This window comes from Pseudomonas sp. GW822-FHT06D10 (assembly GCF_058799535.1).
Window position 1 is genome coordinate 80,000 of the sequence record NZ_JBXALN010000002.1, and the last position, 22,425, is coordinate 102,424.

Sequence of the window (22,425 nt, forward strand, 5' to 3'; positions counted from 1 at the left end):
TGAATGCTTGCCCCTCATATCAAGAAAAAAGTCGACGAACTCTGGAATCGTTTCTGGGCTGCCGGCCTCACCAACCCCTTGGTGGCAGTCGAGCAGATCACCTATCTACTCTTTCTTAAGCGACTGGAAGACATAGATTTCAAGCGGCTAGAGCGTGGTTTTCAGTCAATTTATACTGGTTTTGAAGGTTGTAGGTGGAGCTACATCCGCCATGAAAAAACCAATCCGAGTCACCTAATCGACATGGTGTTTCCTTGGCTCCGCGAGCTCGAAAAACATTTCAGCAACACTAGCGCTGACGGTACTGAGCTGGCCAGCTTGAATAACCGCATGGCCGATGCTTACTTTCAGCTCGATCCTAACAAAGGCAAGGTGTTGTCGGATGCTATTGACGCTATCGACCAACTCTTCGCCCGTGCTGGTGAGGGTTCTGCTGCCCAAGACATCATGGGCGACACCTTTGAGTACCTACTCAGCGAAGTCGCTACGGCGGGTAAGAATGGCCAGTTCCGCACCCCACGTCATCTGATCCGGTTTATGGTGGAGTTGCTCGACCCCGAGCCTGGTCAACGTGTAATCGACCCTGCCGCCGGAACAGGTGGCTTCCTGTTTAGTACCCAGCAGCATCTGATGCGCAAATACTCAGCGCAAGAAAACCTTGTGCTCGAATGGGATGGCACTCCACATCGTACCGATGGCGCTGCGGCAACATCTGAGCAATACGCCGCTATCCATAACGGAGCCAATTTCGTCGGCTTGGATAACGACCGAACCATGGCCCGCATCGGCTGGATGAACCTGGTGCTGCACGACGTCACCGACCCGCATTTGCTGCAGGGCGACTCACTCAGTAAGCGCGAAGGAAAGGCCAAGCTCAAGGAGCTGTTGGAGCCAGGCAGCTACCAGTTCGTGTTGGCCAACCCACCCTTTACTGGTACGGTCGACAGCGGCGATCTTGAGCCCGACACCTTACTTTTTCCGCGTGTCGGCGGTGGCGGCAAGAAAAAAGGGGACACGATCACCAATAAGAGCGAACTTCTATTTTTATGGTTGATGCTCGACTTGCTGGATATTGGTGGCCGCTGCGCAGTGATCATTCCCGAGGGCGTCCTGTTCGGTAATACCGATGCTCACGTGCGCCTGCGCCGCGAGCTCCTTGCCGAGCACGTGGTGGAGGGAATCATCTCTCTTCCAGGCGGGGTCTTTCAGCCCTACACCGGCGTTAAGACCTCCGTCTTGATTTTCAGAAAAGTCACACGCCGTGACAACAAACAAATCTTGCCCAGCAACGCCACACCACTCAGTGAACACGTCTGGTTTTATGAAGTGGAGGAAGACGGCTACTCCAAAGATGCCAAGCGCAGTGCCCGTCCTGGCCAACAGAACGACCTGTGGGATGCGCTTGAAAAGTTCAAAGCCTGGATTTCTCAAGGACGTTCAGGCGCGCAGCTCAATGAGAAAACGCTGTTGCAACCCCGCTTCTACACTGAGCGGTGGCGTCAGGCCCTGCTGCGCGATACCGCCGACAAGCTTACGCCTGCTGGTGAGGCATTTTCAGCTTTAGCCGACACCAGTATGTGGGACGGTCAGGTGTGGAGTATTCGCGAGCTGTTTCCCGAGCTTCCTGCCGATCCCAAAGAGGCTGAAGAGAAGGTGCGGTCAGCCTCTGGGAGTGTGTTGATTGAATTGGCAATTCAGGCATTTACCCCAGCTGCACAAAAGGCCTGGAATGCCACGATTAGTGCACGCCTTGCCGAAGAAACCAGCGATTCCGAACTCATAGATGCGTGGAAAAAAGCGTCTAAGCCCTTTGAGGCGGAATTCAAGAGATTGGCCCGTGAGATGGAGGCCTTTTTCGAAAAAGAAGACTCTCCAGCGCTCTCGATCTGGAAAGACTTAGTTAAGGCAGCACTCGCTGAGGTTCAACTCGACGTCTATGTGCTGGGCCTATTGCGAGGCAATCAGCCGCCCAAGGCCATGGCGGTACATGACATCAGAGAAAAGCTGACTGAAGCGGCCCGCGAAGTCGCCAAACTCGACGGCTTTGACGTCACCCTGCGCAGCTTGGCTATTGATCAGGCCACTGAGCTTAGCGCGGCCAAGCATTGGGTGGTGCCTGTGCGTGACTGGGCGCGCAACGACGAATGGCAGAGCGAGGATGGTCAGCTCATAGGCTCACACGATGCCGATGGCTGGGTGCGCCCAAGCTATGTGCAAGCAATTTTGGCCGATGGGCTTTACGACGACAAGGGCGCACTCAAGGATGGCTTGCTCGACCCTGACTGTATTGAGGCGCGTGAGTGGAATCTGTCCGCTGGGCAGTACAAGCCTTTTGATTTCACCCAACTTAAGAGCGACAAAAGTGTAGCTGAGTTAATCGGCACACTCAAAACCACCGAGCAAGACATCATCAATGGCTTGGACAAGTTGCTAGCGATGGTGGAGGGGCGGGAATGAGTTTGCCTGAAACGTGGGAGCAAGCTCGACTAACAGATGTTTGCGAGCTCAACCCTCGGCTACTTGCCGAAGATCGACCCAATGACGGTACTACCGTCACTTTCGTGCCTATGTCCGCTGTCGATGAAGATAGCGGTGTTATCAGCAAGCCAGAAACCCGTTCGTTTACAGAGGTTGCCAAGGGTTATACGAGTTTTCGTGAGCGCGACGTGCTATTTGCGAAAGTTACGCCCTGTATGGAAAACGGGAAAGCCGCAGTCGCACGCGATCTTGAAAATGGATTGGGCTTTGGGTCCACAGAGTTTCATGTACTACGCCCGACCAGTGTCGTACTTCCTGAATATGTTTTCAGTTTTATTCGGCAGAAAGCCTTTCGTGATCGGGCCGCAGCTGCGTTTGTGGGAACAGGAGGCTTGCAGCGGGTACCGCCTGACTTCCTCTCTCGAGTGAAGATCCCGCTTCCTACACTCCCCGAGCAGAAGCGAATCGTCGACGTGCTGCGGCAGACGGAGGTAGTGGCTAAGGCCAAGAAATCCATCAGCGATCAATTTGACCACCTAGTTCGGACGGCTTACTGGGAGTACTTTGGTAAATGGTTCACTGCTGATGGTTTGATTGATCCCGTTCGAATTAGCGACTACGTGGCGGACTCCCAGTACGGAGTATCCGAAGCCATGGGTGAGACTGGAACGCACGCGGTGTTGCGTATGAATAGCATCACCACCAGTGGCTGGATAGACCTGTCAAACCTCAAGTACGCCAGTCTGTCGAAAAAAGACATCAGTTCTACCGAGTTGCGAGATGGAGACCTTCTGTTCAACCGGACGAACTCCAAGGAGCTGGTCGGTAAATGTGCTGTTTGGCGCCCTGTTGCCGGCACATACAGCTTTGCTTCTTACCTCGTACGCTTTCGCTTAAAGCCAGAAATGCTGCCGGAATACCTCTGGGCGACTTTAAACAGTGCCTACGGGAAATATCGTCTTTTGAATTCGGCCAAACAGGCTGTCAGCATGGCGAACGTAAGCCCGACAGGCTTGGGGCGAATAATAGTGCCGCTTCCACCACTGCTTCTTCAAGAGGCGTTCGCTAAGTTTGTGCGTAAAATTGAGCTGCTGCGAGCACAGATGCTTAGCAAGGTGGAGTTGTATTCTGAATTGCAGGAGATCATTACTCAGAGAGCCTTGATTGGAGAGTTGACTGCCCAATGGCGAGCACTTCATACGGACGAAATCGTCGAGGCTGGCAAGGTTCGTGATGAGCTACTACGAAAACACGGAGCAAAGGTCTCTCTGACTGGTGCCGCCAAAACCAGCTTCCTTGCACAAGCCGATATCACAGTGCGCCCCACGCGCCATTGGCTACTCGCCGAGCTCAGCGAATTCCAGCGCCGCGTCCTGAAGGGGTTTAGCAGGTATGAGTTTCATCCTGTGTTCACCGAGGATACTTCTGACTTCGCGGCGTTCTGCGATAGCGATGCAGTTCGCGATGCACTTGGCGGGTTGGAGTGGTCACCGAACCAAGTCGGCCGCGCTCTCGGTGTACTGGCTGATTTGGGGTTGATTGCTCAGGTCAGCATTCTTCGCCGCGACGTCGCAACCAACAGCGACACGTTTCATAAGGCGTTTCGTCCGCTGCGGGAAGACGAGCGCACGCGTTTGGACGACATCTCTGCATTGAAGCACATGTCGCGCTTTGGTGATGAGGCCGACGTGTCCTACCATTTTCGAGCGTCCCTTGACCGTGAAACGTCCGCGCGGGCGGGCGCTGACGAAATGTTTCAGGTCACACTGCTCGAAGACGACTATGGTCACTCGCGAACTGATTGGATCGATCAGGGCCGTCATTATGCTGACCTTAATGCGCTACGCGATGATCTCGCGAAGCGATTGGGTGTCGCGCCGAGTTTGGTGACCGTGGAGGAGATTGCATAGTGCGACTTCGATACTTGCACTTGCGAAACTATCCGCCGATATCTGAGCTCCGAGTGCGATTCGCCAGCGGCTCGCCGCTCGGGCGCGATTGCGCAATACGTTTCGTGATCGGGCTCAACGGTAGTGGAAAGTCGAACCTCTTACGTGCGGTGGCGGAGGTGTTCCTCGCTTTAGCCGACGAACGCCTACCGCCGTTTCCTGTGAGCCTGGTCTACGAACTGGGGAAGCGCGGCGAGAAAGGTCATCGAACATTTTTAGTCGATTGCTTTGGCAGAAAGTCCGAAGCGAGCATCTGGATGAGAGAGGGCTTTTATTGGCCAGACGATACGAGCGTGGAGGCATTTGACGCTGCTGTGATGCGCATTCGCGCGGCCGATATGCGGGACCCCGAGATGTTTTCACAGTATGAACTAGAGCCGTTCGTACTACCTGGCACGTGGCCCCAGTCGCCTGGGATTGCAATGCCTTCGGCCGTGCTGGCGTACACCACGGGTGACATTCGCCCCTGGCGTTCTGTCTGGGGGCGCAATCAAGATGGTGTGTCTGCTGCCGAGATGGACAGCCAAGAAGTAAATGATGAGCGCCCACCAGGATGGACTATGGCGCTTGAGCGAGCGCTTTCGTCTGCAAAAAATAACGCGGAAGATGGCGCGTCGCTTGAGGCGGATGATATTGAGCGTGAGAGGCGCATCAACAGCGCTGGGCGACCCATACTGCTAGACGCGACGCTATTGAAGTGCGCGTTACTCGTTGTCGTGTTGTCACGCTCGCGACCTGCGGTTGACTCTCACAATGAAAGTAAGCAAACCGACGGGTTCGCAAAACTGCTGGCGGATGGTGCGTGTGACCATCTTGTGACCATCGCGTTTCGGGGACGCTTTCTGCCGAAGGAGTGGGGACAGGAAATTCAGGATTTGTCGTTAAAGTGGTGGCTATGCGCAGGGGAGGTAATAGCCGAGCCGCACCCTACTGAACTGCGACGAACCGTGATCTTCGATATGGGCGGGCAGTTCGATGCGCGGACGCTCCCCGTGCAAACGGGTGACGACGATCTAAACATTTGTAAAACGCAGCGACAAGCCCTCCTGCATTTGCTCGGCGGTGAGTCGGCTACACCTTTCAAATTGTTTGAGCGATTGCTGACGCTGAGAGATGCTGAGCTTTTTGAGGATGTGCAACTACGGATGCGCCGAGCGCCAGCGCCAGATGCGATATCGAGCGCCACCGCAAGTGATGTCGGTGTGCTTCGATATGAAGAAATGTCAGACGGTGAGCAGATGTTCCTTGGCAGGATGGCATTGTTTCACCTGTTAAAAGGGCAGCAGGATGCGCTGCTATTGCTCGATGAGCCAGAAACCCATTTCAACGACAAATGGAAGCGTGAGATTGTTGACATCATTGATGACGCAATTGGCGATACCGCAAACGACGTATTAATTTCAACTCACTCTGCCATCGTGCTCTCTGATGTGTTCAACAACGAGATCGTGATGGTGAAAAAAACTTCGGAAGGCTCTTCCGTGCGCAGCGTGGACGAGCCGACGTTCGCCACCGACCCGAGCGCGTTGATGATGACAGTATTCGGTGCCGATGACAGTATTGGCAAACGAGCCCAAGAATTTATTGAAAGCAAGCTTCGGCAAGCCACCGGAACACCTGCTGAAATGGCAGATTTGGAGCATCTAATTCTCCGGATGGGTTCGGGCTTCTATCGCAGTGAGTTGCGTACCCTGCTTAACAGCTGGCGGGGTAAAAAATGATTAAACCAATCTATCGTGTTTCATGTTCTCCCGCGCTGGCCGCTTGCCAGCGGTTGATGCAGCGCTTTGCGCTGTGGCTGTGTGATCCTACGACCACAGGCGCTCACATTAGTCATCAGGCGTTACAACCTCCGGTTCTGGCCAGCGCGATTGAGGCGGATTGGTTATGGGACTTTCTCCAGTGCGTTGAAGCAGGCCAATCGCTGTTGAGCCGGGCACAAACTGTGGCGGCTATGCCGCCAGTCCTGAAGGTAGCGTTGGTCGCTTGGATACAGACTGTCACGGCGCTTGCAACGCAGTTTCAGCCAGCGCCCACCCCGTGGCCAATCAATCGCCCAATTGCGAGTAAGTCTGACTGGCTTGCGTTCAAAACCCTAATGGAAAGTTTTTACAAAAAGGGGTTTAGGAGTGGTTTGCCCTATTTTCCCAATGGCGTACCCACTGCTGCAGGTGGCGTGAACTACGCCGACTATGTAAGCGCTTTCCGCAATGCGCACCGGCTTAACCCTGCCCCCTATGCACGTGAGATTTGTGTGTTGTGCGGCGGCCCGCTTGGCGACACACCGCACGTCGATCACTGGATCATCAAGAGCGCGTTTCCGCTACTCAGCATATGTGAGGACAACCTGCAATTAATCTGCAGCACTTGCAACGAGGCTCCGAATAAGGGCGACAAACCAGTGCATTCCACTGGCAGCTTTACTGATTGGTTTCACCCATATTTTCGTCCTGGGAATGGGGTTTTGCAGCTCGGGTACGTGCTACCTGAGCTATCTGTGCGTTGCTCCGCCACCACTCCTGCTGATCAGCCAAAAGCTGACAAGCTAGACGCGCTACTCAATCTAACCAGCCGGTGGTCGCGTGAATTCAAGGCGGAATATGCCAAGCATCAGGATGTATTGATACGTACGGAAAAGCGTCGGCTACAAAGCGCACAAGCTCGCCACACCCCAGTTGAAATTCAGTCTTACGTCGAGCAGTGGCAGATTAACCTTGCCGTCGGTGAGCCTCATTACGAAGTGTATCAAGTGCTGGCTGCTGCCTTGCAGGAGCCAACGCGGTTAGCTGCTTGGCACTCTGAGTTGGCACTAGTCAATTAACTCCAAGTTAAGAATTCTTGCGTGCGCTATAGCAGGCGTGATTTGTTTAGCGGTGCTGTGGGGCGCTTAAGTGTGGCGGAAGAAAGGCAGCAATAGCGCGTGCAAATCGTCGAACGCTTGTTTACGTGCTTGGTAGCGTTTGGCGATGAGGTTGGCTTCTCGGGCGTTCATAGGGCCTCACTGGCATTGGATGGGCGTTCGAAAGGCGCAGGGCGCCGACGGCCTGCGAGCTTGTCGAGGCCATAGTGGCGAAATGGAATTGGGCTGTCGAGCGTCGGCTCAGCCGAGCGATTCGTCGAAGTAGTCACTGTCGAGCCTGGGCACTTTGTAAAGCTGCGAGCTAACACCCACCTCGTGGTCGAGCATCAGGTTTACCAGGCGTTTACCGTCGACCAGTACCAGTCCCTCGACCGAGCGCGCGAAATCAACTGCCTGGGCGGTGAAGCCGGAGGTGGTGATGAATACACCGCGTTTGGCTTTCTGCCCGGCCAGGGCGCCATAAAACGCTTGCAGGTCAGGACGCCCGACGGTGTTCTGCCAGCGCTTGGCCTGCACGTAAACCTTTTCCAGCCCCAGTGCGTCCAACGAGATCACGCCGTCGATGCCGCCGTCGCCACTGCCGCCGACTTGTTGCAGAGCCTGCCGGTTCGCGCCGTAGCCCAGACTGTGCAGCACGTCGAGAACAATGTGCTCGAAGCGCGTCGGGCTGGCTTGCAGCAAGTTGTCCAGCAAGTCACCCGCGACGCTGGTGCGCAGCTCGAGGATGGCTTGATTTAGGCGCTCCTGCGGGCTGCTAGTGGCGAGGTCGGTCTTGGCAACAGGCTCTGACGTGTCGCTGCTTCCATCCAGCGAGGCGGCATCCGGCGCTGTCTTCAGTTTCACGCTCATGAAGTTCACAGCTAGGTGCTCGACTTGCTCTGGGCTCAACGGGTTCGGGTTGGCTTGGGCAAACGCGCGGCCGGTGTCGGTCAGCTGCCAATAGCCACGCTTGGCGCTGCTGGAGTAGCCAGCACGCTTTAGCCGATCATGCGCCCAGCCTGATCGATTCTTGTAGGTGGCCTGGCCACTTGCGATGGTCTCCTGCCGCTGTGACTCGCTCAGGCCAAGAGACATGGCGGCGGCTTCGTGAGCCTCGCTCGCGGTGGAACCGTCAGGATGTGTGGCGAGAAAACGTAGGATGGGCTCAATGAACTGGTCGTAGGTCGGGACTGACATGGCTATTTCTATTCCTGATGAGAGGCTTAGTCCAACGTAGCAGCTCAGCGACTGCGCTTTGCCTTAGTGAGCCAAATTGCTGATCTCAACGCGTTGCCTGCGATATTCATACCCATGACTTTTCTAAGCGACGAGCGAGCAGTCGCAGGGTTAGGAGGTAGTAATACCGCGTTGCGTTGCTGCGTCGGGCTAGGCGTTTTTCGAGGAACCAAATCACATGCTTCCGCTGCCAAGCCCAAGGCGTTTCTCGCTGCCAGCGCTCTGCAATCTCAGCCTGGATGATTTTCGCCTGTCGTACATGGCGTTGTCGAGTTGCGTGCGAGCCCGTCAACACCGCAGACAAAAACAGCTCCATGTCGAATGACTTGCTCATGCGCGCTCTCCAATGTAGGCAGCGACCACGTCGATCCGCCCGTGCCCCAGTTCATAGCTGATTTGTCGTCGGGCCTCTCGATCAAGGTTCCTGTCTACCTGGCAACATTGGCCGGCGTTGATAGGCGCACGGTGCTGGGTGATTTGCTCGTAGCGCTCACACGCGTACGCGGCCCGTAGCTCATGGAAGCCTTTAAAGTGGTGGGCATGTAGGATGTCCCGTGCAGGGCGGATGACTTCTTGCAGAACATCCCGGTAGCTTTCACGTGGCGCAATCAGGTTGCGGCTACCCGCAGGCGACACGTTCCGTGCAAACCCAAGGGCACCTCGAACATGGTCGTCCACCACTATCCACCTTGGCGCTGAGGCACCGGCGCGGCCGCCTTTGGTGCCATCCTGGATGTTGATCCTGCCTTGGTCGTTAGCCTCACGACCTAGCCGTGGCAGGTCAGCCAAGATAGCCTCACGCAAGCGCATGCCAGTGGCTCGCGCCAACAGAATGATCGCGGCGGCCCGTAGCAGATCATGGCGGCGAAGCGCATCGAAGATCTGTTTAACCTGTTCGCGGTCTTGGCCCTGCGGCACCGACTGTCGAACCCCGGTGCGCTGCATACCCAACGCCTTGCTCGGACTTGGCAACTTCACGTACTGATCACCGCGAATCGCTGCCATGGTCCTGTTAACGCTGGATAGGCGGTTTTGTGCGGTGCTGACAGCAAGGTCACCGCGCCTAACCACGTCGCGTAGATACGCCGCATAGTCCGCCAACACCTTCCGATCAATCTGCCGCGCATCATTGATGCCTGGCCCCTGTTCTGAGCGGCACCATTTCACGAATGCCTGCCACCGATCACAGTGCGCCTTGACCGTGCCGTAATGGCCGCCGCCGAACATGTCTTTCAGCGCTTGCGGTCCTGCGTAGCTCAATTGCCTGCCATAGCCGAAATTGCGGCCATCGCGTCGACCCACCAATGCCATGTTGGTCACCTCATCTTCCGATCTCCGATCCTCGCCCCACGTCATCCCGCCAAGAATGCTGAGTGTTATCAGGGATCAAGGCCCCTGCGACCTGTGGGGATGTCCTATACGCGGGACTGGCGGCTCCTTACGACCGGGAGCAAGGGCATCTCATGATCTGGCCTCCTGAACACCGTTGCCGGTGGGCGGTTGGAGGCTGCATTGGCTGACGAGACCAGTGCCGCGAGATCCTGAGCCGGGTGAACGCAGCGATGCGATGACCGGGGCATGCCTGACTGTCAGTCAGGTGCAGTCCATTCCTTGGTCTGCGGCACCATCATCTACAGCGCTGTTGCTGATGACATCGGCGTTTGTCACGCCGATTGTCACGAGTGGAGTTGCCGCAAAGCCAAGTGCGATGAGGGCTGCAGCAGTGTTAGAAGCGCCCGTCTCTTTCCAGGAGAAAGAGACGGGCGCAGGTTGGCGCAAGATTCGGCCAAGCGGATAGGTTGCTGCAGGGCAGCGAAGTAGGAGGTGTTGGATGGCGCACGAGGGCCATGATCTGAAGGAGGCATCCATCACCGGGGAGGTGACCGGGCGAGCTGCCGGATGCGAATCGCCATTTGGGGGGAGAACCACCGCGACAGCGGCGTGGCCTTCAAGGTTCGGGCCACCTGGGTTGCTGTCATCGACAGCGTTTGCATGGCCAGTTCTACGCCTGTGGATAAACCCGGTCAAGGTTCGAAATTCAGCGCCACTTCGGACTTTAAGAGCGGCTATCCACCGGTGGAATTCCGTGGTAAATCCTGGACAACGTGGTCGCTTTTAACTCTTCAAAGTGAGGTCCTTCCAAACAGGGCGGCTTTGCAGCCCTGTTTGGAAGGACCCGTGCTGAGAAGCGGATGAGCGAGGCTGTTTGCCCCGAATCTTGAACGTTCAGTTGTTTCTGCTGCCGTTCTTGCGCCGTACAGAGCTAGCGAATCGGCACCACGTTCTTGTCTCTGACTTGGCCGTAGGCTGAGGCAAGCAGGCTGCCGGTGGCGGCCTTCTGGATTTACTCACTCCACCAAGCCATCATCGGACGCCGGCGCTCGATGTAGTCGGCCCGGTTGTAAGCGCTGCGCACCTCATCCTTGTCGACATGCGCCAGTGCGACCTCAATGAGTTCGGGGTCCCACCCATGTTCATTCAAGATGGTGCTGGCCATCGAGCGCATGCCGTGGCTGACCAAGCGATCCTGGAAGCCCATGCGTTTCAACGCCATGTTAGCGGTCTGGCTATTGGCATGGGTACGCGGATTTCTGTCAGCCGGGAAAACGTATTCGCGATGGCCGCTGTGAGCCTTCAGTGACTCCAACAGTGCGACAGCGTGATCACTCAATGGGATGCTGTGTGGGCGGCGCTTCTTCATCCGCTCCGGTGGGATAGTCCAGACGCGCCTTTCAAAGTCGATGTCTGCCCAGCGAGTAGTTGCCGCCTCGGCGGGGCGAGTCATCGTGTGCAGCTGCCATTCGATCAGGCAGCGGGTGGTGCGCTTGATGCTGGCGTTCGCGATCTCCAGCATGAGCTCGGGGAGTTCTTCGGGCGGAAGCGCAGCCATGTTCTCTTTCTTGGGCTTCTTGAATACTGCCCGAATGCCGGTGAGCGGGTTGGCGAAGATCAGGCCGGAGTTGACGCCGTAGGTCATGATCTCGTTTAGCCGCTGACTGAGACGCTTGACCGTCTCCAGGCTGCCTTTCGCTTCTATTGGGCGAAGCAATGCGATCACCATCGGCGCGGTGATTTTCGTCAGTGGTGTTGTCCTCAAGTCGGGGAATACATGCAGCGTGAGCGACCGCCAAATGTCCTCCGCGTAGGCAGGGGTGACCGAGTCTTTCTTTAACTCGAACCAGGCGGTGGCCACGTTCTCGAAGGTGTGTTCCGTTTCTGCGCGCCTGGCTTCATTCAGCGTGTTGCGCTGCACCTTCGGATCAATGCCCTGTGCGAGTAGCTCGCGCGCATCGACTGCCATCTTTCGTGCGTTCGCCAGTGACAGTTCGGGATAGGTCCCGAAGCCGATGTTGATGCGCTTCTTGGTCACTGGTTCGCGGTAATTAAAATTCCACAGCAATGAGCCGTTGCTGCGTACCCGGAGCTGTAAACCGTCACCGTCCGTGAGGACATAATCCTTGGACGCGGGTTTGACTCCCTTGAGCTGTCGATCGGAGAGGCGGAGGTTTTGAGCAGGCATGAGATTCTCCTCAGGCACTGATTCGGTATTCCAAAGATTAGCACCGGGTGAGGTGGAATACCGCCTGGAATACCCGAACGGTTGGAACTCAAAAACGCTCAAAAGACCGAAAAAGCGCTGGAGGCCGCGTATTTGCTGGGCCGCAGGCACAAAAAAAGACGTCCGTGGACGTCTTTGTTTGATCATTTGGTGGAGCCGGGGGGATTTGAACCCCCGTCCGCCAGTACTCCGCTGTCGGTACTACATGCTTAGCCGTGTCTATTGAGTTAACCCTCAGCGACCCGACGGGCAGGGTGCTTTGGGCGAGTTGTGTAAGTTTTAGCCGCTTCGTCCACAACGTACTGCACGGCGATTCTGTTCTATATGACAATCATTTTGGGTTTACAGACATCCCCTGATGATTGCTGGACCCGAAGGTACCAGGGGGGAAGGGCTAAGGCTGCTTACGCAGCGAGAGCGTAATCCCCGTAGGTTTCGTCATTGGCAACTATAGGAAGTTGCAACAGTGGATTTACGAGTTCTGTTACCAACTCGGCATGCACCTAAAGTTTCGCAACCGGCGTCGAATCCTAAACGGCCCCGAACCTGTTGTGCATTACCAACAGGTGGACGGATTCTACGCTAACCGAGGCCAGAAGGCCAACCCGAAGGTTGGCCCAGTGCATCGGCCTACTGATCGCCCTTGGTGTTGTTCTGCAATTGCTGGATCGCCTGGGTGGTCAGGGAGATGCAGTTCTTGGTGCCTTCCTCGGTGCCTTTGGCGTGTTCGGCGGTGGCTTGCTGGACCTTGGCGTCGATGTCGCTGCTCAGGTCCGAGCTCATGGCTTCGGTGCTGACCTTGGCATCCTTGATTTTTTGCAGGTTGATCTGGCACAGGTCCTCTTGCCCGGCGGCAAACACCGGGGAGGCGAGCATCGCGGCGGTAATGAACAGTCCAGCCAGTGCGGAACGCTTCATGGTTATCTCCTTGATCGCAGGGGCTCGGTGTTGCCGGTCAACAGGGCCGGCTGCCGAGTGGGCTAAGCCCTTTTTTGCGGGCCTAGAAAATGGACTGTAGCCGCGCTCTGGGGTTCTGTTTTTTTTTCGAAGAAATGAAAAAACCAGGGGCGTCTTCCGCCAGGCACAAAAAAGGGGCGAAAACGCCCCTTGGTTGCCCGGTTCGATGGCTCAGACCGCCTTGGCCCGGGTGACCCGATCCACCAGGTAGACCAGCCCGTGATAGTCGATCCCGCCATGCTGGCTGAGGCCAATTTCACAGGTGCGGCTGGTGGAGATGCCTTCGCTGCAATACTGCACCGCGTCCTTCAGGCTGCGCAGGGAGTGGGCGTTGAGCTCCGGGGTGGTGAAACCCTTGTCGCCGGCGAAACCACAGCAATGGATGCCTTCGGGGATCACCACGTTGTTGCTGCAACGCCGGGCCAGGTCGATCAAGGCCTGGCTCTCGCCCAGGTGCTGGGTGCTGCAGGTGACGTGCACCGCGATCGGCGCTTCTTGCGGCGTGAACTCCAGGCGCTCCAGCAGGTGGGTGCGGATGAAGCGCACCGGGTCGTAGAGGTCCAGGCGCACGTCCCCCAGGTCTTGCACCAGGCGCAGGGTGCAGGGGCTGGTGTCGCAGTAGATCGGGTCGAGGCCGCCCCGGCTGGCGTGGAGCAGGGCGCCGATCAGCTCCTGGCGCTTGTCTTCGGCCTGGGTGGCGTAGCCCTTGGAGGCGAAGGGCTGGCCGCAGCAGAGGTTGTCCAGGTTGTCCGGCAGCACCACTTGATAGCCGGCCTTTTCCAGCAGGCCGCGGGTTTTCTCGTAGAGCGAGCTTTGCTCCTTGTCGCCCGCCGCTGGCCCCATGACCCGGGACACACAGGCTGCCAGGTACACCACCCGCGGGCGCGAATCGCTCACTGCCGGGCTGAAGCGAATGGCCTTTTCCGGCTGTGGCATGGCGCTGCTCCACTGCGGCACCTGGCCCTTGGACAGTCGCGTCAGGCTCGCCGACAGCTTGCTCAGGCGCGGCGCGCCCAGGAGCATGCGCGCGCCGTTGGCCACGTGCAGGGTGAAGCGGGCGCCCTGCAAGGTGGTGGCGAAGTGTGAGCCGAGCCAGTCGGCGGTGCCGTTATGGGTGGCGTGTTCACTGCGCAGTTTCTTCACCAGCTCGCCGGTGTTGATGCCCACTGGGCAGCGCTGGGCGCACAGCCCGGTGGCGGCGCAGGTGTCGATGCCCTGGTACTGATAGGCCGCTTCCAGTTCCGTGGTATCGATGCCGGCCCGTTTGCGTGCCTGGATATCACGCCAGATGACGATGCGCTGGCGCGGGCTCAGGGTCAGTCCCTTGGACGGGCACACCGGCTCGCAGAAGCCGCATTCGATGCACTTATCCACAATCTCGTCGGCCGCCGGCAGTGGCTTGAGGTGCTTGAGGTGGATCTGCGGATCTTCGCTGAGCACCACGTCCGGGTTGAGGATGTTGTTGGGGTCCAGCAGGCGCTTGAGCTGCCACATCAGCTGGTAGGCATCGCTGCCCCATTCCAGCTCGACGAAGGGTGCCATGTTGCGCCCGGTGCCGTGCTCGGCCTTCAGCGAACCGCCGAATTCCACCGCCACCAGTTGCGCCACGTCGTCCATGAACGCCTGGTAGCGGTTCACTTCCTCGCTGCTGTTGAAGCCCTGGGTGAAGACGAAGTGCAGGTTGCCCTCCAGGGCGTGGCCGAACAGGATCGCTTCGTCGTAGTGGTGCTTGTCGAACAGCTCGATCAGGCGGTTGACGCCGATGGCCAGCTGTTCCACGGGGAAGGTCACGTCTTCGATGATCACCGTGGTGCCGGTCTTGCGCACCGCGCCTACCGCCGGGAAGGTGTCCTTGCGGATCGCCCAGAGCTTGGCGTTTTCCTGCGGGTCTTCAGTGAAGTCCACCTGCTTTTCCACCGGGAAGGCGGCCAGGGAATTCATGATCTGCGCCAGTTGCTCGTGCAGCAGTGATGAGGACGCGGCGCGGGACTCGATCAGCAGCGCGCAGGCGTTGGCCGAGAGTTGCTGGACGAAGGCCGGCATGCCGGGCTTGTCCTGCACCGAGCGCAGGCTGCGGCGGTCCAGCAGTTCCACCGCCGACACCGGCTGGCTCTTGAGCACGGTCACCGCGTTGCAGCAGGTTTCCACATCAGGAAAGACGATCAGCGCCGACGCCTTGTTCGGGTGGTCGATCACCGTGTCGTAGGTCACCGCGCTGATAAAGCCCAGGGTACCTTCGGAGCCCACCAGCAGGTGGCTGAGGATGTCCAGTGGCTCGTCGAAATCCACCAGGGCATTGAGGGACAGGCCGGTGGTGTTTTTCAGCCGGTATTTGTGGCGGATCTTCGCTGCCAGCTCGCTGTTGGCGCGGGTGCTGCGGCCCAGTTCGGCCAGGCGCTCCAGCAGCGGACCATGGCTGGCGCGGAAGGCGGCGACGCTGGCCTCATCCTCGGTATCCAGACGCGTGCCATCGGCCAGTACCAGGCGAATGCCGGCCAGGGTGTGGTAGGTGTTCTGCGCGGTGCCGCAGCACATGCCGCTGGCGTTGTTGGCGACGATGCCACCGATCTTGCAGGCGTTGATCGAGGCCGGATCGGGGCCGATCTTGCGCCCGAAAGGTGCCAGCCAGGCATTGGCCTGGGCGCCGATCACACCAGGCTGCAGACGAATCTGCGTACCCTGATGGCGAATCTCCTTGCCGTTCCAGTTATCCCCCAGAACGATCAGCACCGAGTCGCTGATGGCTTGCCCGGAAAGGCTGGTGCCCGCCGCGCGGAAGGTCACCGGCACCCGGTCGCGCTGGGCCAGCTGGAGCAGGGCGACGACTTCGTCTTCGGATTCGACGCGAATCACCAGCTTGGGGATCAGCCGGTAGAAGCTGGCGTCGGTGCCGAAGGCCAGGGTCGAGAGCGGGTCGTCGAAGCGCCGCTCCTGGGGAATCAGTTGCTGGGCATCACGCAGAAAAGCGGCCGGTAGGCTCATTGGTCCTCCAGGATCAGCACCACCAGGTCTTTCGGGCCGTGGGCGCCGTAAGCCAGGACTTGCTCGATATCAGCGGTCTTCGATGGGCCGGACACCAGCAGCGCGTTGGTCGGCATGCCGGCGGCCCAGTTCATCTGTTGCTGCACCTGATAGAAGTTGTCGCGGATCTCGCTGGCCTTGAGCAGGGCGAAATGCACCGGCGGCGCCAGGCTCATCAGCCGCGGCTCTTCCCGGGTCGGCCAGAGGATCAGGCTGCCGGTGGCGGCGATGGCGCCCAGGGTGGTCGTGAGGCTGGCCGGGGTGTCGTTGAACAGCTCGGCTTTCCATTCTTCCACCGGGCGGTCGTAGGCCTTGAGCGCCGGCAGGTGCGGCTGCTCGGCCCAGTACTGGGTGACCCGCTGGCCGTGGGGCGTGCTCGGGGCGATCAGCAGGCTGGGCAACTGGCGTTCCTGCAGCAGGCGGGCCAGCAGTTCGGGCCAACCGGCGGCGGTGCTCAGGTGGATTTCGGTGTGCACCGCTTCCATCTGTTTGCGCAGCTGCGGGATGCGTTGTTCCGCGCTGTAGCTGTAAGGCTCGGTGACCAGCGCCTCGTCGAAGTTATCCACAATCGGCGTGGTGCCGGTCAGGCTGTTGCGCAGCTTGGCGAGGATGTTGTGTTTCGCGCTCATCAGCGGTCTCCCTGCTGGTCCAGGTGCTCACGGGCCAGGTCGTGCAGCGACCGGGCGGCGGGTTTTGGCGCACTGTGGTTCTGCGTCCAGGGGCCGACCTTGCTCGGGGCAAGAGCGCGCAGCCGGGTGGCGGCCAGGGTGAACAGGCGATACAGGGTCGGCGAGCTATTGAGGCGGGCCCAGGCGTTCCAGATGAAACGTTCCTTGCGCGAGTACTTGCTGCCCTGGCCGCGCATCACTTGATGTGGGCTGTCCGGGGCCTTGACGTTTTCTTCCCGCAGTCGGCGCAGCAGCGCCGGGATCGGGATCTTCACCGGGCAGACTTCGCCACAGGCGCCGCACAGTGACGAGGCGCTGGGGTGATCCGGCACCTTGGCCAGGCCCACCATGTGCGGGGTGATGATCTTGCCGATCGGCCCCGGGTAGACCTCGCCATAAGTGTGGCCGCCGACCCGGGTGTAGACCGGGCAGTGGTTCATGCAGGCGCCGCAGCGGATGCAGTTCAGGGTCTGGCGCAGTTCGCTGTCGGCAAACGCCTGGCTGCGGCCGTTGTCCAGCAGCACCAAGTGCACTTCCTGGGGGCCGTCCAGCTCATGCTCTTTGCGCGGGCCGGAGATCATGTTGACGTAGGTAGTGATGGGCTGGCCCAGGGCCGAGCGGGTCAGCAGCGAGAGCAGGGGGACCACATCCCGCAGGTTCTCGACGACTTTCTCGATCCCGGTGACGGCGATGTGCACCGGCGGCACGGTGGTGGACATGCGCCCGTTGCCTTCGTTTTCCACCAGCAGCAGGGTGCCGGTCTCGGCCACGGCGAAGTTGACGCCGGAGACGCCGATATCGGCTTCGAAGAATTTCTGCCGCAAGACCTTGCGACCGATCTGAATGAGTTGGTCAACGTCCTTGGTGTACTCCACGCCGAGTTTGTCGTGGAACAAGGACGCGACCTGACCGGCATTCTTGTGGATCGCCGGCATAATGATGTGTGAAGGCTTCTCGTGATCGAGCTGGACGATGAACTCGCCCATGTCCGACTCAAGGCATTCAATGCCTTGTTCAGCGAGGACATGGTTCATTTCCATCTCTTCGCTGACCATCGATTTGCCCTTGATCACTTGCCGCGCCTCGTGAGCGCGGATGATCGAGAGGACGATGCCATTGGCTTCGTCCACCGTTTCCGCCCAGTGCACTGTCACACCGTTGCGGGTCAGGTTCTGTTCCAGGCGCTCGAGCAGGTCGGGCAGCTTGGACAACGCCCTGGCGCGAATCGCGTTGCCCAGGGCGCGCAAGTGTTCTCTTTCGTGGGCATCGCTGAACGAGGCCGCACGCTTGGCCATGAGTGAATCCATGGCACTGCGAAAGTTGTTTCGCAGTTGTTGGTCACCCAGGGCCTGGTGGGCCCGGGTGCGAAAATCGTCCGCCACGTTGGTGGTCGGAATCAGCTCTGGGGTGCTCATTGCGCACCTCCAGTACGTTGCCAGAGGAAGCTCGCCAGGTGCTGGCCGCGCAATGCCTCTTGTTGTTTTTCCAGCGCGCCGTTGATGTTCATCAGGCAGCCGCAATCGGCACTCAGTACCTGGTGGGCGCCGGATTCCTTCAGCGCCCGGGTCTTGTCCGCCACCATGGCGCCGGAGATGTCCGGCATTCGGACGCTGAAAGTCCCGCCAAAGCCACAGCATTCGCTTTCGTGGCTGTGTTCTACCCGTTCCACGTTGCTCAGCTGTGACAGCAACTCACGGCCGTGCAGGTGGGTGTTCATTTCCCGGCGTGCCGAGCAGGAGGTGTGCAGCGCCACCTTGACCGGGGCGCCGCTGTCCTTGAGCTGCACCTTGCACACGTGCAGGAGGAACTCGGCCAGTTCATAGGTGCGGGCGGCCAGGGCCTGCACTTGTTGCAACGTCTCGGGCTCGTCCTTGAACAAGTCCGCGTAATGCTCGCGCAGCATGCCTGCGCAGGAACCCGACGGCACCACCACCGGATAGTCGCCGGCAAACAGCGCCAGTTGCGAGCGGGCCACGGTGCGCGCCTGCTCGGTGTAACCCGAGGTGTAGGCCGGTTGTCCGCAGCAGCTTTGCCCTTGCGGGTACTCCACGCGAATGCCTTCGCGCTCCAGCAGGTGAATCGCGTCCATCCCGGCTTCGGGATAGAACAGGTCGACCACACAAGTGCCGAACAGGTAGACCCGCGACGGCTTCGCGCTGGGGTACTGCCGGGGTTCGGCCAGCGGCGGTGCGACACGGGTCGCATTGGGCACGGCGTTGTAGAAAAGCTCGCTCATCAGGCGTGTCTCCGGGTGGTCCCGGTTATTCGTCCGTTGCGGCGGCTGAAAGATAAACCAGCAAGCTTTCAGCAGCCTTGCAGACCGGGTGGTGAATGACTGACGCCGCGGGTGAGGGCGGCGTCGGTTCCATCGGTGTCGCAGGTGTTGCTTAGTGCACCAGCATGCCGGTGAACCAGTAGGCCTGGGCCAGGGTGATCAGACCGACAATAGTGGCAAAGAACAGACTGTGCTTGAGGGTGAAGCGGAACAGGTCCGATTCCTTGCCCACCAGGCCGGTGGCGGCGCAGGCCACGGCGATCGATTGCGGCGAGATCATCTTGCCGGTTACGCCGCCACTGGTGTTGGCCGCGACCAGCAGGGTGTCATTGACCCCGATCTGGTGCGCGGTGGTGGCCTGCAGCGAACTGAACAGGGCGTTGGACGAGGTATCGGAACCAGTGAGGAACACTCCGAGCCAGCCCAGGAACGGCGAGAAGAACGGAAACGCTGCGCCCGTCGCCGCCAGGACCAGGGCCATGGTCGAAGACATGCCCGAGTAGTTGGTGACGAAGGCGAACGCCAGCACCATGCCGATGGACAGGATTGGCCAGCGCAGCTCGTAGAAGGTCTCTTTCAAAGTGGTCAGACCAGTTTTGAAGTCGATCTTCAGCACCAGCATGGAGATCAGCGCGGAGAAGAAGATCGCCGTGCCGGTGGCCGAGATCGGGTCGAGCTTGAATACCGCCGGGATGGCCGTTGGCGTGGTCACGATCGGCGCCATCTTGATCACCAGCTGATCCAGGTGCGGGATGGCGAAGTTGAACACCCAGCCGTACATCGAGCCGCCGGCCGCGAACATGGCCTTGAAGGGCTTGAGGGTCCAGATGGTCACCAGCACGGTGAGGATCAGGAACGGCGACCAGGCCTTGAAGATCTGGCCCAGGCTGTAGGGTGAGGCCTGGGTTTGGCGTGGCTGGCCGAAGCCACCGGCACTGGCGGTGATGGCCGCGCTGGAGGTGGCACCGGCAATCTGCGCGCCGGCGGTGCGCTTGGGCTGCCAGATTTTCAGGAACAGGGTCAGGGAGATCAGGCTGGCCAGGGCCGAGGTGATGTCCGGCAGTTCCGGGCCGATGAAGTTCGAGGTGAAGTACTGGGTGATGGCAAAGCTCAGGCCGGCCACCAGCGCGGCGGGCCAGGTCTCTTTGACGCCACGCATGCCGTCCATCATGAACACCAGCCAGAACGGCACGAACAGCGACAGCAGCGGCAGCTGGCGGCCGGTCATGGCGCCGATCTTGAAGGCGTCGATGCCCGTCACCTGGCCGGCAACGATGATCGGAATCCCCAGGGCGCCGAAGGCCACGGGCGCGGTGTTGGCGATCAGGCACAGGCCGGCGGCGTACAGCGGGTTGAAGCCCAGGCCCACCAGCAGGGCGGCGGTGATCGCCACTGGCGCGCCAAAGCCGGCAGCCCCTTCAAGGAAGGCACCGAAGCAGAAACCGATCAGCAGCACCTGCAGGCGCTGGTCGTCGGTGATCGACAGCACCGAGCTGCGGATGATTTCGAACTGGCCACTTTTCACGGTCAGTTTGTAGAGGAATACAGCGGCGACAATGATCCAGGCGATGGGCCACAGACCGTAGGCAAATCCATAGCCAGCGGCAGCGAAGGCCATGTCGGCGGGCATCTTGAAGGCGAAGATCGCCACCAGGATCGACAGGGCCAGGGTGATACTCCCGGCGACGTGTCCTTTGAGACGGAACACGGCCAGAGCCAGGAAGAAGAACACGATCGGGATAACGGCGGCGAGGGCGGACAGGCCGAGGCTGCCAAGCGGGCTATAGAGCTGTTGCCAGGTTTGCATAATGGGGTGGCCCCTAATTGTTGTTGGTCAGGCACTGCTAGCGTCTTGGTTAATTGGTAAGACCAATTTACAATCGCTGTTGGCTAGGGTAAAAGCCTTGTGCTCGGTGTGTCAATTTGCCGCCCTAAAACTTTTGTCGAATGCGCTATGGCGCGGGCATCTGATCGGTGCAAATGGCCGTGTTCTGACAGGTGTTGGCGCGCCATGAATAGGCCAGAATAGAGCCCCCCGGCGAAGGGTCGGGAGGGTGGAGAGTGAGTTATGGGGTTTGATCAGATACGCCAGCGCCGTTTGTCCGACGATATTGTCGAGCGTCTGGAAGGGATGATTCTTGAAGGCACCTTGACGGCCGGCGAGCGGCTGCCGGCCGAGCGCGCCCTGGCCGAGCAGTTTGGTGTCTCCCGGCCCTCACTGCGCGAGGCGATCCAGAAGCTCACGGCCAAGGGGCTGCTGATCAGCCGCCAGGGTGGCGGCAACTATGTGGTGGAATCCCTGGGCTCGACCTTCAGCGATCCTCTGCTGCACCTGTTGGAAAACAACACCGATGCCCAGCGCGACCTGCTGGAGTTCCGGCATACGCTGGAAGCGTCCTGCGCCTATTACGCGGCGCTGCGGGCGACGGCAGTGGATCGTGAGCGGCTGACTCAAGCCTTCGAGGAGTTGCAGGATTGTTATTCCCGCTCCGACGATGTCAGTCGTGCCGAGGAGGGTGCGGCGGATGCCAAGTTCCACTTGGCGATTGCCGAGGCCAGCCACAACGCCGTGCTGCTGCACACCATTCGCGGGCTGTTCGACCTGCTCAAGCGCAACGTGGTGACCAACATCGGCGGCATGTACAAGCAGCGTACGGAAACCCGCGACATGCTGATCAGCCAGCACCGCGACCTGTACCAGGCAATTATCGAAGGGCGGGCCGAAGAGGCGCGGGAAATCTCCAGCCGGCACATTCTCTATGTGCAGGAAGTGCTCGAAGAAGTGCGTCAGGAAGTGCAGCGAGTGGCGCGGGCCGAACGGCGCAAGGGCATGTAATGCAAATCGCCGGCAAGCCGGCTCCTACCTGGGTGTTGTAGGAGCCGGCTTGCCGGCGAAAACGACCTCAAGGCAGGAAGATCAGTCTTCCTTGCCCTTGGTGCGCACCGCACGCTGCAGTTCGCGATCGGAATCGCGCTCGCGTTCGGTATGACGCTTGTCGTATTCCTTCTTGCCCTTGCCCAGTGCGATCTCACACTTGACCAGGTGCTTGCTCCAGTAGAGCGAAAGGCATACGCAGGCATAACCCTTCTGTTGCACGGCGGCAAACAGCTTTTCCAGCTCGCGCTGGTTGAGCAGCAGCTTGCGCGAGCGCGTAGGGTCGGCAATGACGTGGGTGCTGGCGGTGGTCAATGGCGTGAAGTGGCTGCCGAGCAACCAGGCTTCACCATCCTTGAGCAGCACATAACTGTCCACCAGCTGTGCCTTGCCTGCACGCAGACTCTTTACTTCCCAGCCGGCCAGGACCATGCCAGCCTCGAACCGATGTTCGATGAAGTAATCGTGACGCGCCTTTTTATTTTGCGCGATGGTCCCTGTTGGGTGTTTCTTCTGTTTAGCCATAGGGGCGGCATTATAGGGAGTTGCGCGCGCGTCGGCTACGGTG

At 59.3% G+C, this 22,425-nt stretch carries 15 protein-coding genes, 1 other RNA gene and 1 pseudogene; 5 read left to right on the forward strand and 12 right to left on the reverse strand.

Annotated features, from left to right (window positions below):
- Positions 1–3 precede the first annotated feature (3 nt).
- From AC1RL5_RS05960 to AC1RL5_RS05975, 4 genes are read left to right on the forward strand one after another with little or no spacing between them, the layout of a single operon-like run.
- Entirely contained in the window at positions 4–2,457 is a 2,454-nt protein-coding gene (locus AC1RL5_RS05960) for a type I restriction-modification system subunit M (protein ID WP_492589147.1), read from the forward strand.
- Positions 2,454–4,388 (forward strand): restriction endonuclease subunit S, encoded by a 1,935-nt coding sequence (locus AC1RL5_RS05965; RefSeq protein WP_492589148.1) that lies wholly within the window; start codon positions 2,454–2,456, stop codon positions 4,386–4,388. Before AC1RL5_RS05960 ends, AC1RL5_RS05965 begins: the two co-directional genes overlap by 4 nt.
- A 53-nt stretch (positions 4,389–4,441) precedes the next feature.
- Complete coding sequence (locus AC1RL5_RS05970; protein WP_492589149.1) at positions 4,442–6,148, forward strand: AAA family ATPase; 1,707 nt, start codon at positions 4,442–4,444, stop codon at positions 6,146–6,148.
- Positions 6,145–7,248 (forward strand): HNH endonuclease, encoded by a 1,104-nt coding sequence (locus tag AC1RL5_RS05975; protein WP_492589150.1) that lies wholly within the window; start codon positions 6,145–6,147, stop codon positions 7,246–7,248. The genes AC1RL5_RS05970 and AC1RL5_RS05975 overlap by 4 nt, the downstream gene beginning before the upstream one ends.
- Before the next feature lie 279 nt (positions 7,249–7,527).
- On the opposite strand, the gene AC1RL5_RS05980 is transcribed toward AC1RL5_RS05975, so the two are convergent.
- From AC1RL5_RS05980 to AC1RL5_RS06030, 11 genes and pseudogenes are all read right to left on the reverse strand, one after another.
- A complete protein-coding gene (locus AC1RL5_RS05980) occupies positions 7,528–8,463 on the reverse strand; it encodes a restriction endonuclease (protein WP_119371495.1) in 936 nt (311 codons plus the stop codon).
- A gap of 106 nt (positions 8,464–8,569) precedes the next feature.
- Positions 8,570–8,836 carry a hypothetical protein gene (locus AC1RL5_RS05985; RefSeq protein WP_177066202.1) on the reverse strand — a complete coding sequence of 89 codons (267 nt, stop codon included), beginning with the start codon at positions 8,834–8,836 and terminating at the stop codon, positions 8,570–8,572.
- Positions 8,833–9,813, reverse strand: a complete 981-nt coding sequence (locus AC1RL5_RS05990) for an integrase domain-containing protein (RefSeq protein WP_492589151.1) — start codon at positions 9,811–9,813, stop codon at positions 8,833–8,835. Before AC1RL5_RS05990 ends, AC1RL5_RS05985 begins: the two co-directional genes overlap by 4 nt.
- A gap of 952 nt (positions 9,814–10,765) precedes the next feature.
- Positions 10,766–12,022 (reverse strand): annotated as a pseudogene (locus AC1RL5_RS05995) (integrase domain-containing protein).
- Between the two features lie 187 nt (positions 12,023–12,209).
- Positions 12,210–12,603: a transfer-messenger RNA gene (gene ssrA, locus AC1RL5_RS06000) on the reverse strand.
- A gap of 88 nt (positions 12,604–12,691) precedes the next feature.
- Positions 12,692–12,979, reverse strand: coding sequence for a PA2433 domain-containing protein (locus tag AC1RL5_RS06005; RefSeq protein ID WP_015634102.1), 288 nt, complete (start codon positions 12,977–12,979; stop codon positions 12,692–12,694).
- A gap of 210 nt (positions 12,980–13,189) precedes the next feature.
- Positions 13,190–16,000 (reverse strand): FAD-binding and (Fe-S)-binding domain-containing protein, encoded by a 2,811-nt coding sequence (locus AC1RL5_RS06010; protein WP_492589152.1) that lies wholly within the window; start codon positions 15,998–16,000, stop codon positions 13,190–13,192.
- Positions 15,997–16,668, reverse strand: coding sequence for a LutC/YkgG family protein (locus AC1RL5_RS06015; protein WP_492589154.1), 672 nt, complete (start codon positions 16,666–16,668; stop codon positions 15,997–15,999). The genes AC1RL5_RS06010 and AC1RL5_RS06015 overlap by 4 nt, the downstream gene beginning before the upstream one ends.
- Entirely contained in the window at positions 16,668–18,122 is a 1,455-nt protein-coding gene (locus AC1RL5_RS06020) for a LutB/LldF family L-lactate oxidation iron-sulfur protein (protein ID WP_103407073.1), read from the reverse strand. The genes AC1RL5_RS06015 and AC1RL5_RS06020 overlap by 1 nt, the downstream gene beginning before the upstream one ends.
- Positions 18,119–18,943, reverse strand: a complete 825-nt coding sequence (locus AC1RL5_RS06025) for a (Fe-S)-binding protein (RefSeq protein ID WP_015634106.1) — start codon at positions 18,941–18,943, stop codon at positions 18,119–18,121. Before AC1RL5_RS06025 ends, AC1RL5_RS06020 begins: the two co-directional genes overlap by 4 nt.
- Before the next feature lie 151 nt (positions 18,944–19,094).
- A complete protein-coding gene (locus AC1RL5_RS06030) occupies positions 19,095–20,789 on the reverse strand; it encodes a lactate permease LctP family transporter (protein ID WP_053149010.1) in 1,695 nt (564 codons plus the stop codon).
- A 261-nt stretch (positions 20,790–21,050) separates the two neighbouring features.
- Between AC1RL5_RS06030 and AC1RL5_RS06035 the strand changes: the two genes are divergently transcribed.
- A complete protein-coding gene (locus AC1RL5_RS06035; protein ID WP_072451306.1) occupies positions 21,051–21,818 on the forward strand; it encodes an FCD domain-containing protein in 768 nt (255 codons plus the stop codon).
- A gap of 81 nt (positions 21,819–21,899) precedes the next feature.
- Here AC1RL5_RS06035 and smpB read toward each other — a convergent pair whose 3' ends face one another.
- Positions 21,900–22,382 carry an SsrA-binding protein SmpB gene (smpB, locus tag AC1RL5_RS06040; RefSeq protein ID WP_011059180.1) on the reverse strand — a complete coding sequence of 161 codons (483 nt, stop codon included), beginning with the start codon at positions 22,380–22,382 and terminating at the stop codon, positions 21,900–21,902.
- Positions 22,383–22,425 lie beyond the last annotated feature (43 nt).

What these genes read in the sequence shown, in the direction of transcription:
- AC1RL5_RS06020 (WP_103407073.1), bottom strand. Translation starts at nt 18,122, where the DNA reads ATGAGCACCCCAGAGCTGATTCCGACCACCAACGTGGCGGACGATTTT.
- AC1RL5_RS06015 (WP_492589154.1), bottom strand. Translation starts at nt 16,668, where the DNA reads ATGAGCGCGAAACACAACATCCTCGCCAAGCTGCGCAACAGCCTGACC.
- AC1RL5_RS06030 (WP_053149010.1), bottom strand. Translation starts at nt 20,789, where the DNA reads ATGCAAACCTGGCAACAGCTCTATAGCCCGCTTGGCAGCCTCGGCCTG.
- AC1RL5_RS05980 (WP_119371495.1), bottom strand. Translation starts at nt 8,463, where the DNA reads ATGTCAGTCCCGACCTACGACCAGTTCATTGAGCCCATCCTACGTTTT.
- AC1RL5_RS06025 (WP_015634106.1), bottom strand. Translation starts at nt 18,943, where the DNA reads ATGAGCGAGCTTTTCTACAACGCCGTGCCCAATGCGACCCGTGTCGCA.
- AC1RL5_RS06005 (WP_015634102.1), bottom strand. Translation starts at nt 12,979, where the DNA reads ATGAAGCGTTCCGCACTGGCTGGACTGTTCATTACCGCCGCGATGCTC.
- AC1RL5_RS06035 (WP_072451306.1), top strand. Translation starts at nt 21,051, where the DNA reads ATGGGGTTTGATCAGATACGCCAGCGCCGTTTGTCCGACGATATTGTC.
- AC1RL5_RS05975 (WP_492589150.1), top strand. Translation starts at nt 6,145, where the DNA reads ATGATTAAACCAATCTATCGTGTTTCATGTTCTCCCGCGCTGGCCGCT.
- smpB (WP_011059180.1), bottom strand. Translation starts at nt 22,382, where the DNA reads ATGGCTAAACAGAAGAAACACCCAACAGGGACCATCGCGCAAAATAAA.
- AC1RL5_RS06010 (WP_492589152.1), bottom strand. Translation starts at nt 16,000, where the DNA reads ATGAGCCTACCGGCCGCTTTTCTGCGTGATGCCCAGCAACTGATTCCC.
- AC1RL5_RS05990 (WP_492589151.1), bottom strand. Translation starts at nt 9,813, where the DNA reads ATGGCATTGGTGGGTCGACGCGATGGCCGCAATTTCGGCTATGGCAGG.
- AC1RL5_RS05960 (WP_492589147.1), top strand. Translation starts at nt 4, where the DNA reads ATGCTTGCCCCTCATATCAAGAAAAAAGTCGACGAACTCTGGAATCGT.
- AC1RL5_RS05965 (WP_492589148.1), top strand. Translation starts at nt 2,454, where the DNA reads ATGAGTTTGCCTGAAACGTGGGAGCAAGCTCGACTAACAGATGTTTGC.
- AC1RL5_RS05985 (WP_177066202.1), bottom strand. Translation starts at nt 8,836, where the DNA reads ATGAGCAAGTCATTCGACATGGAGCTGTTTTTGTCTGCGGTGTTGACG.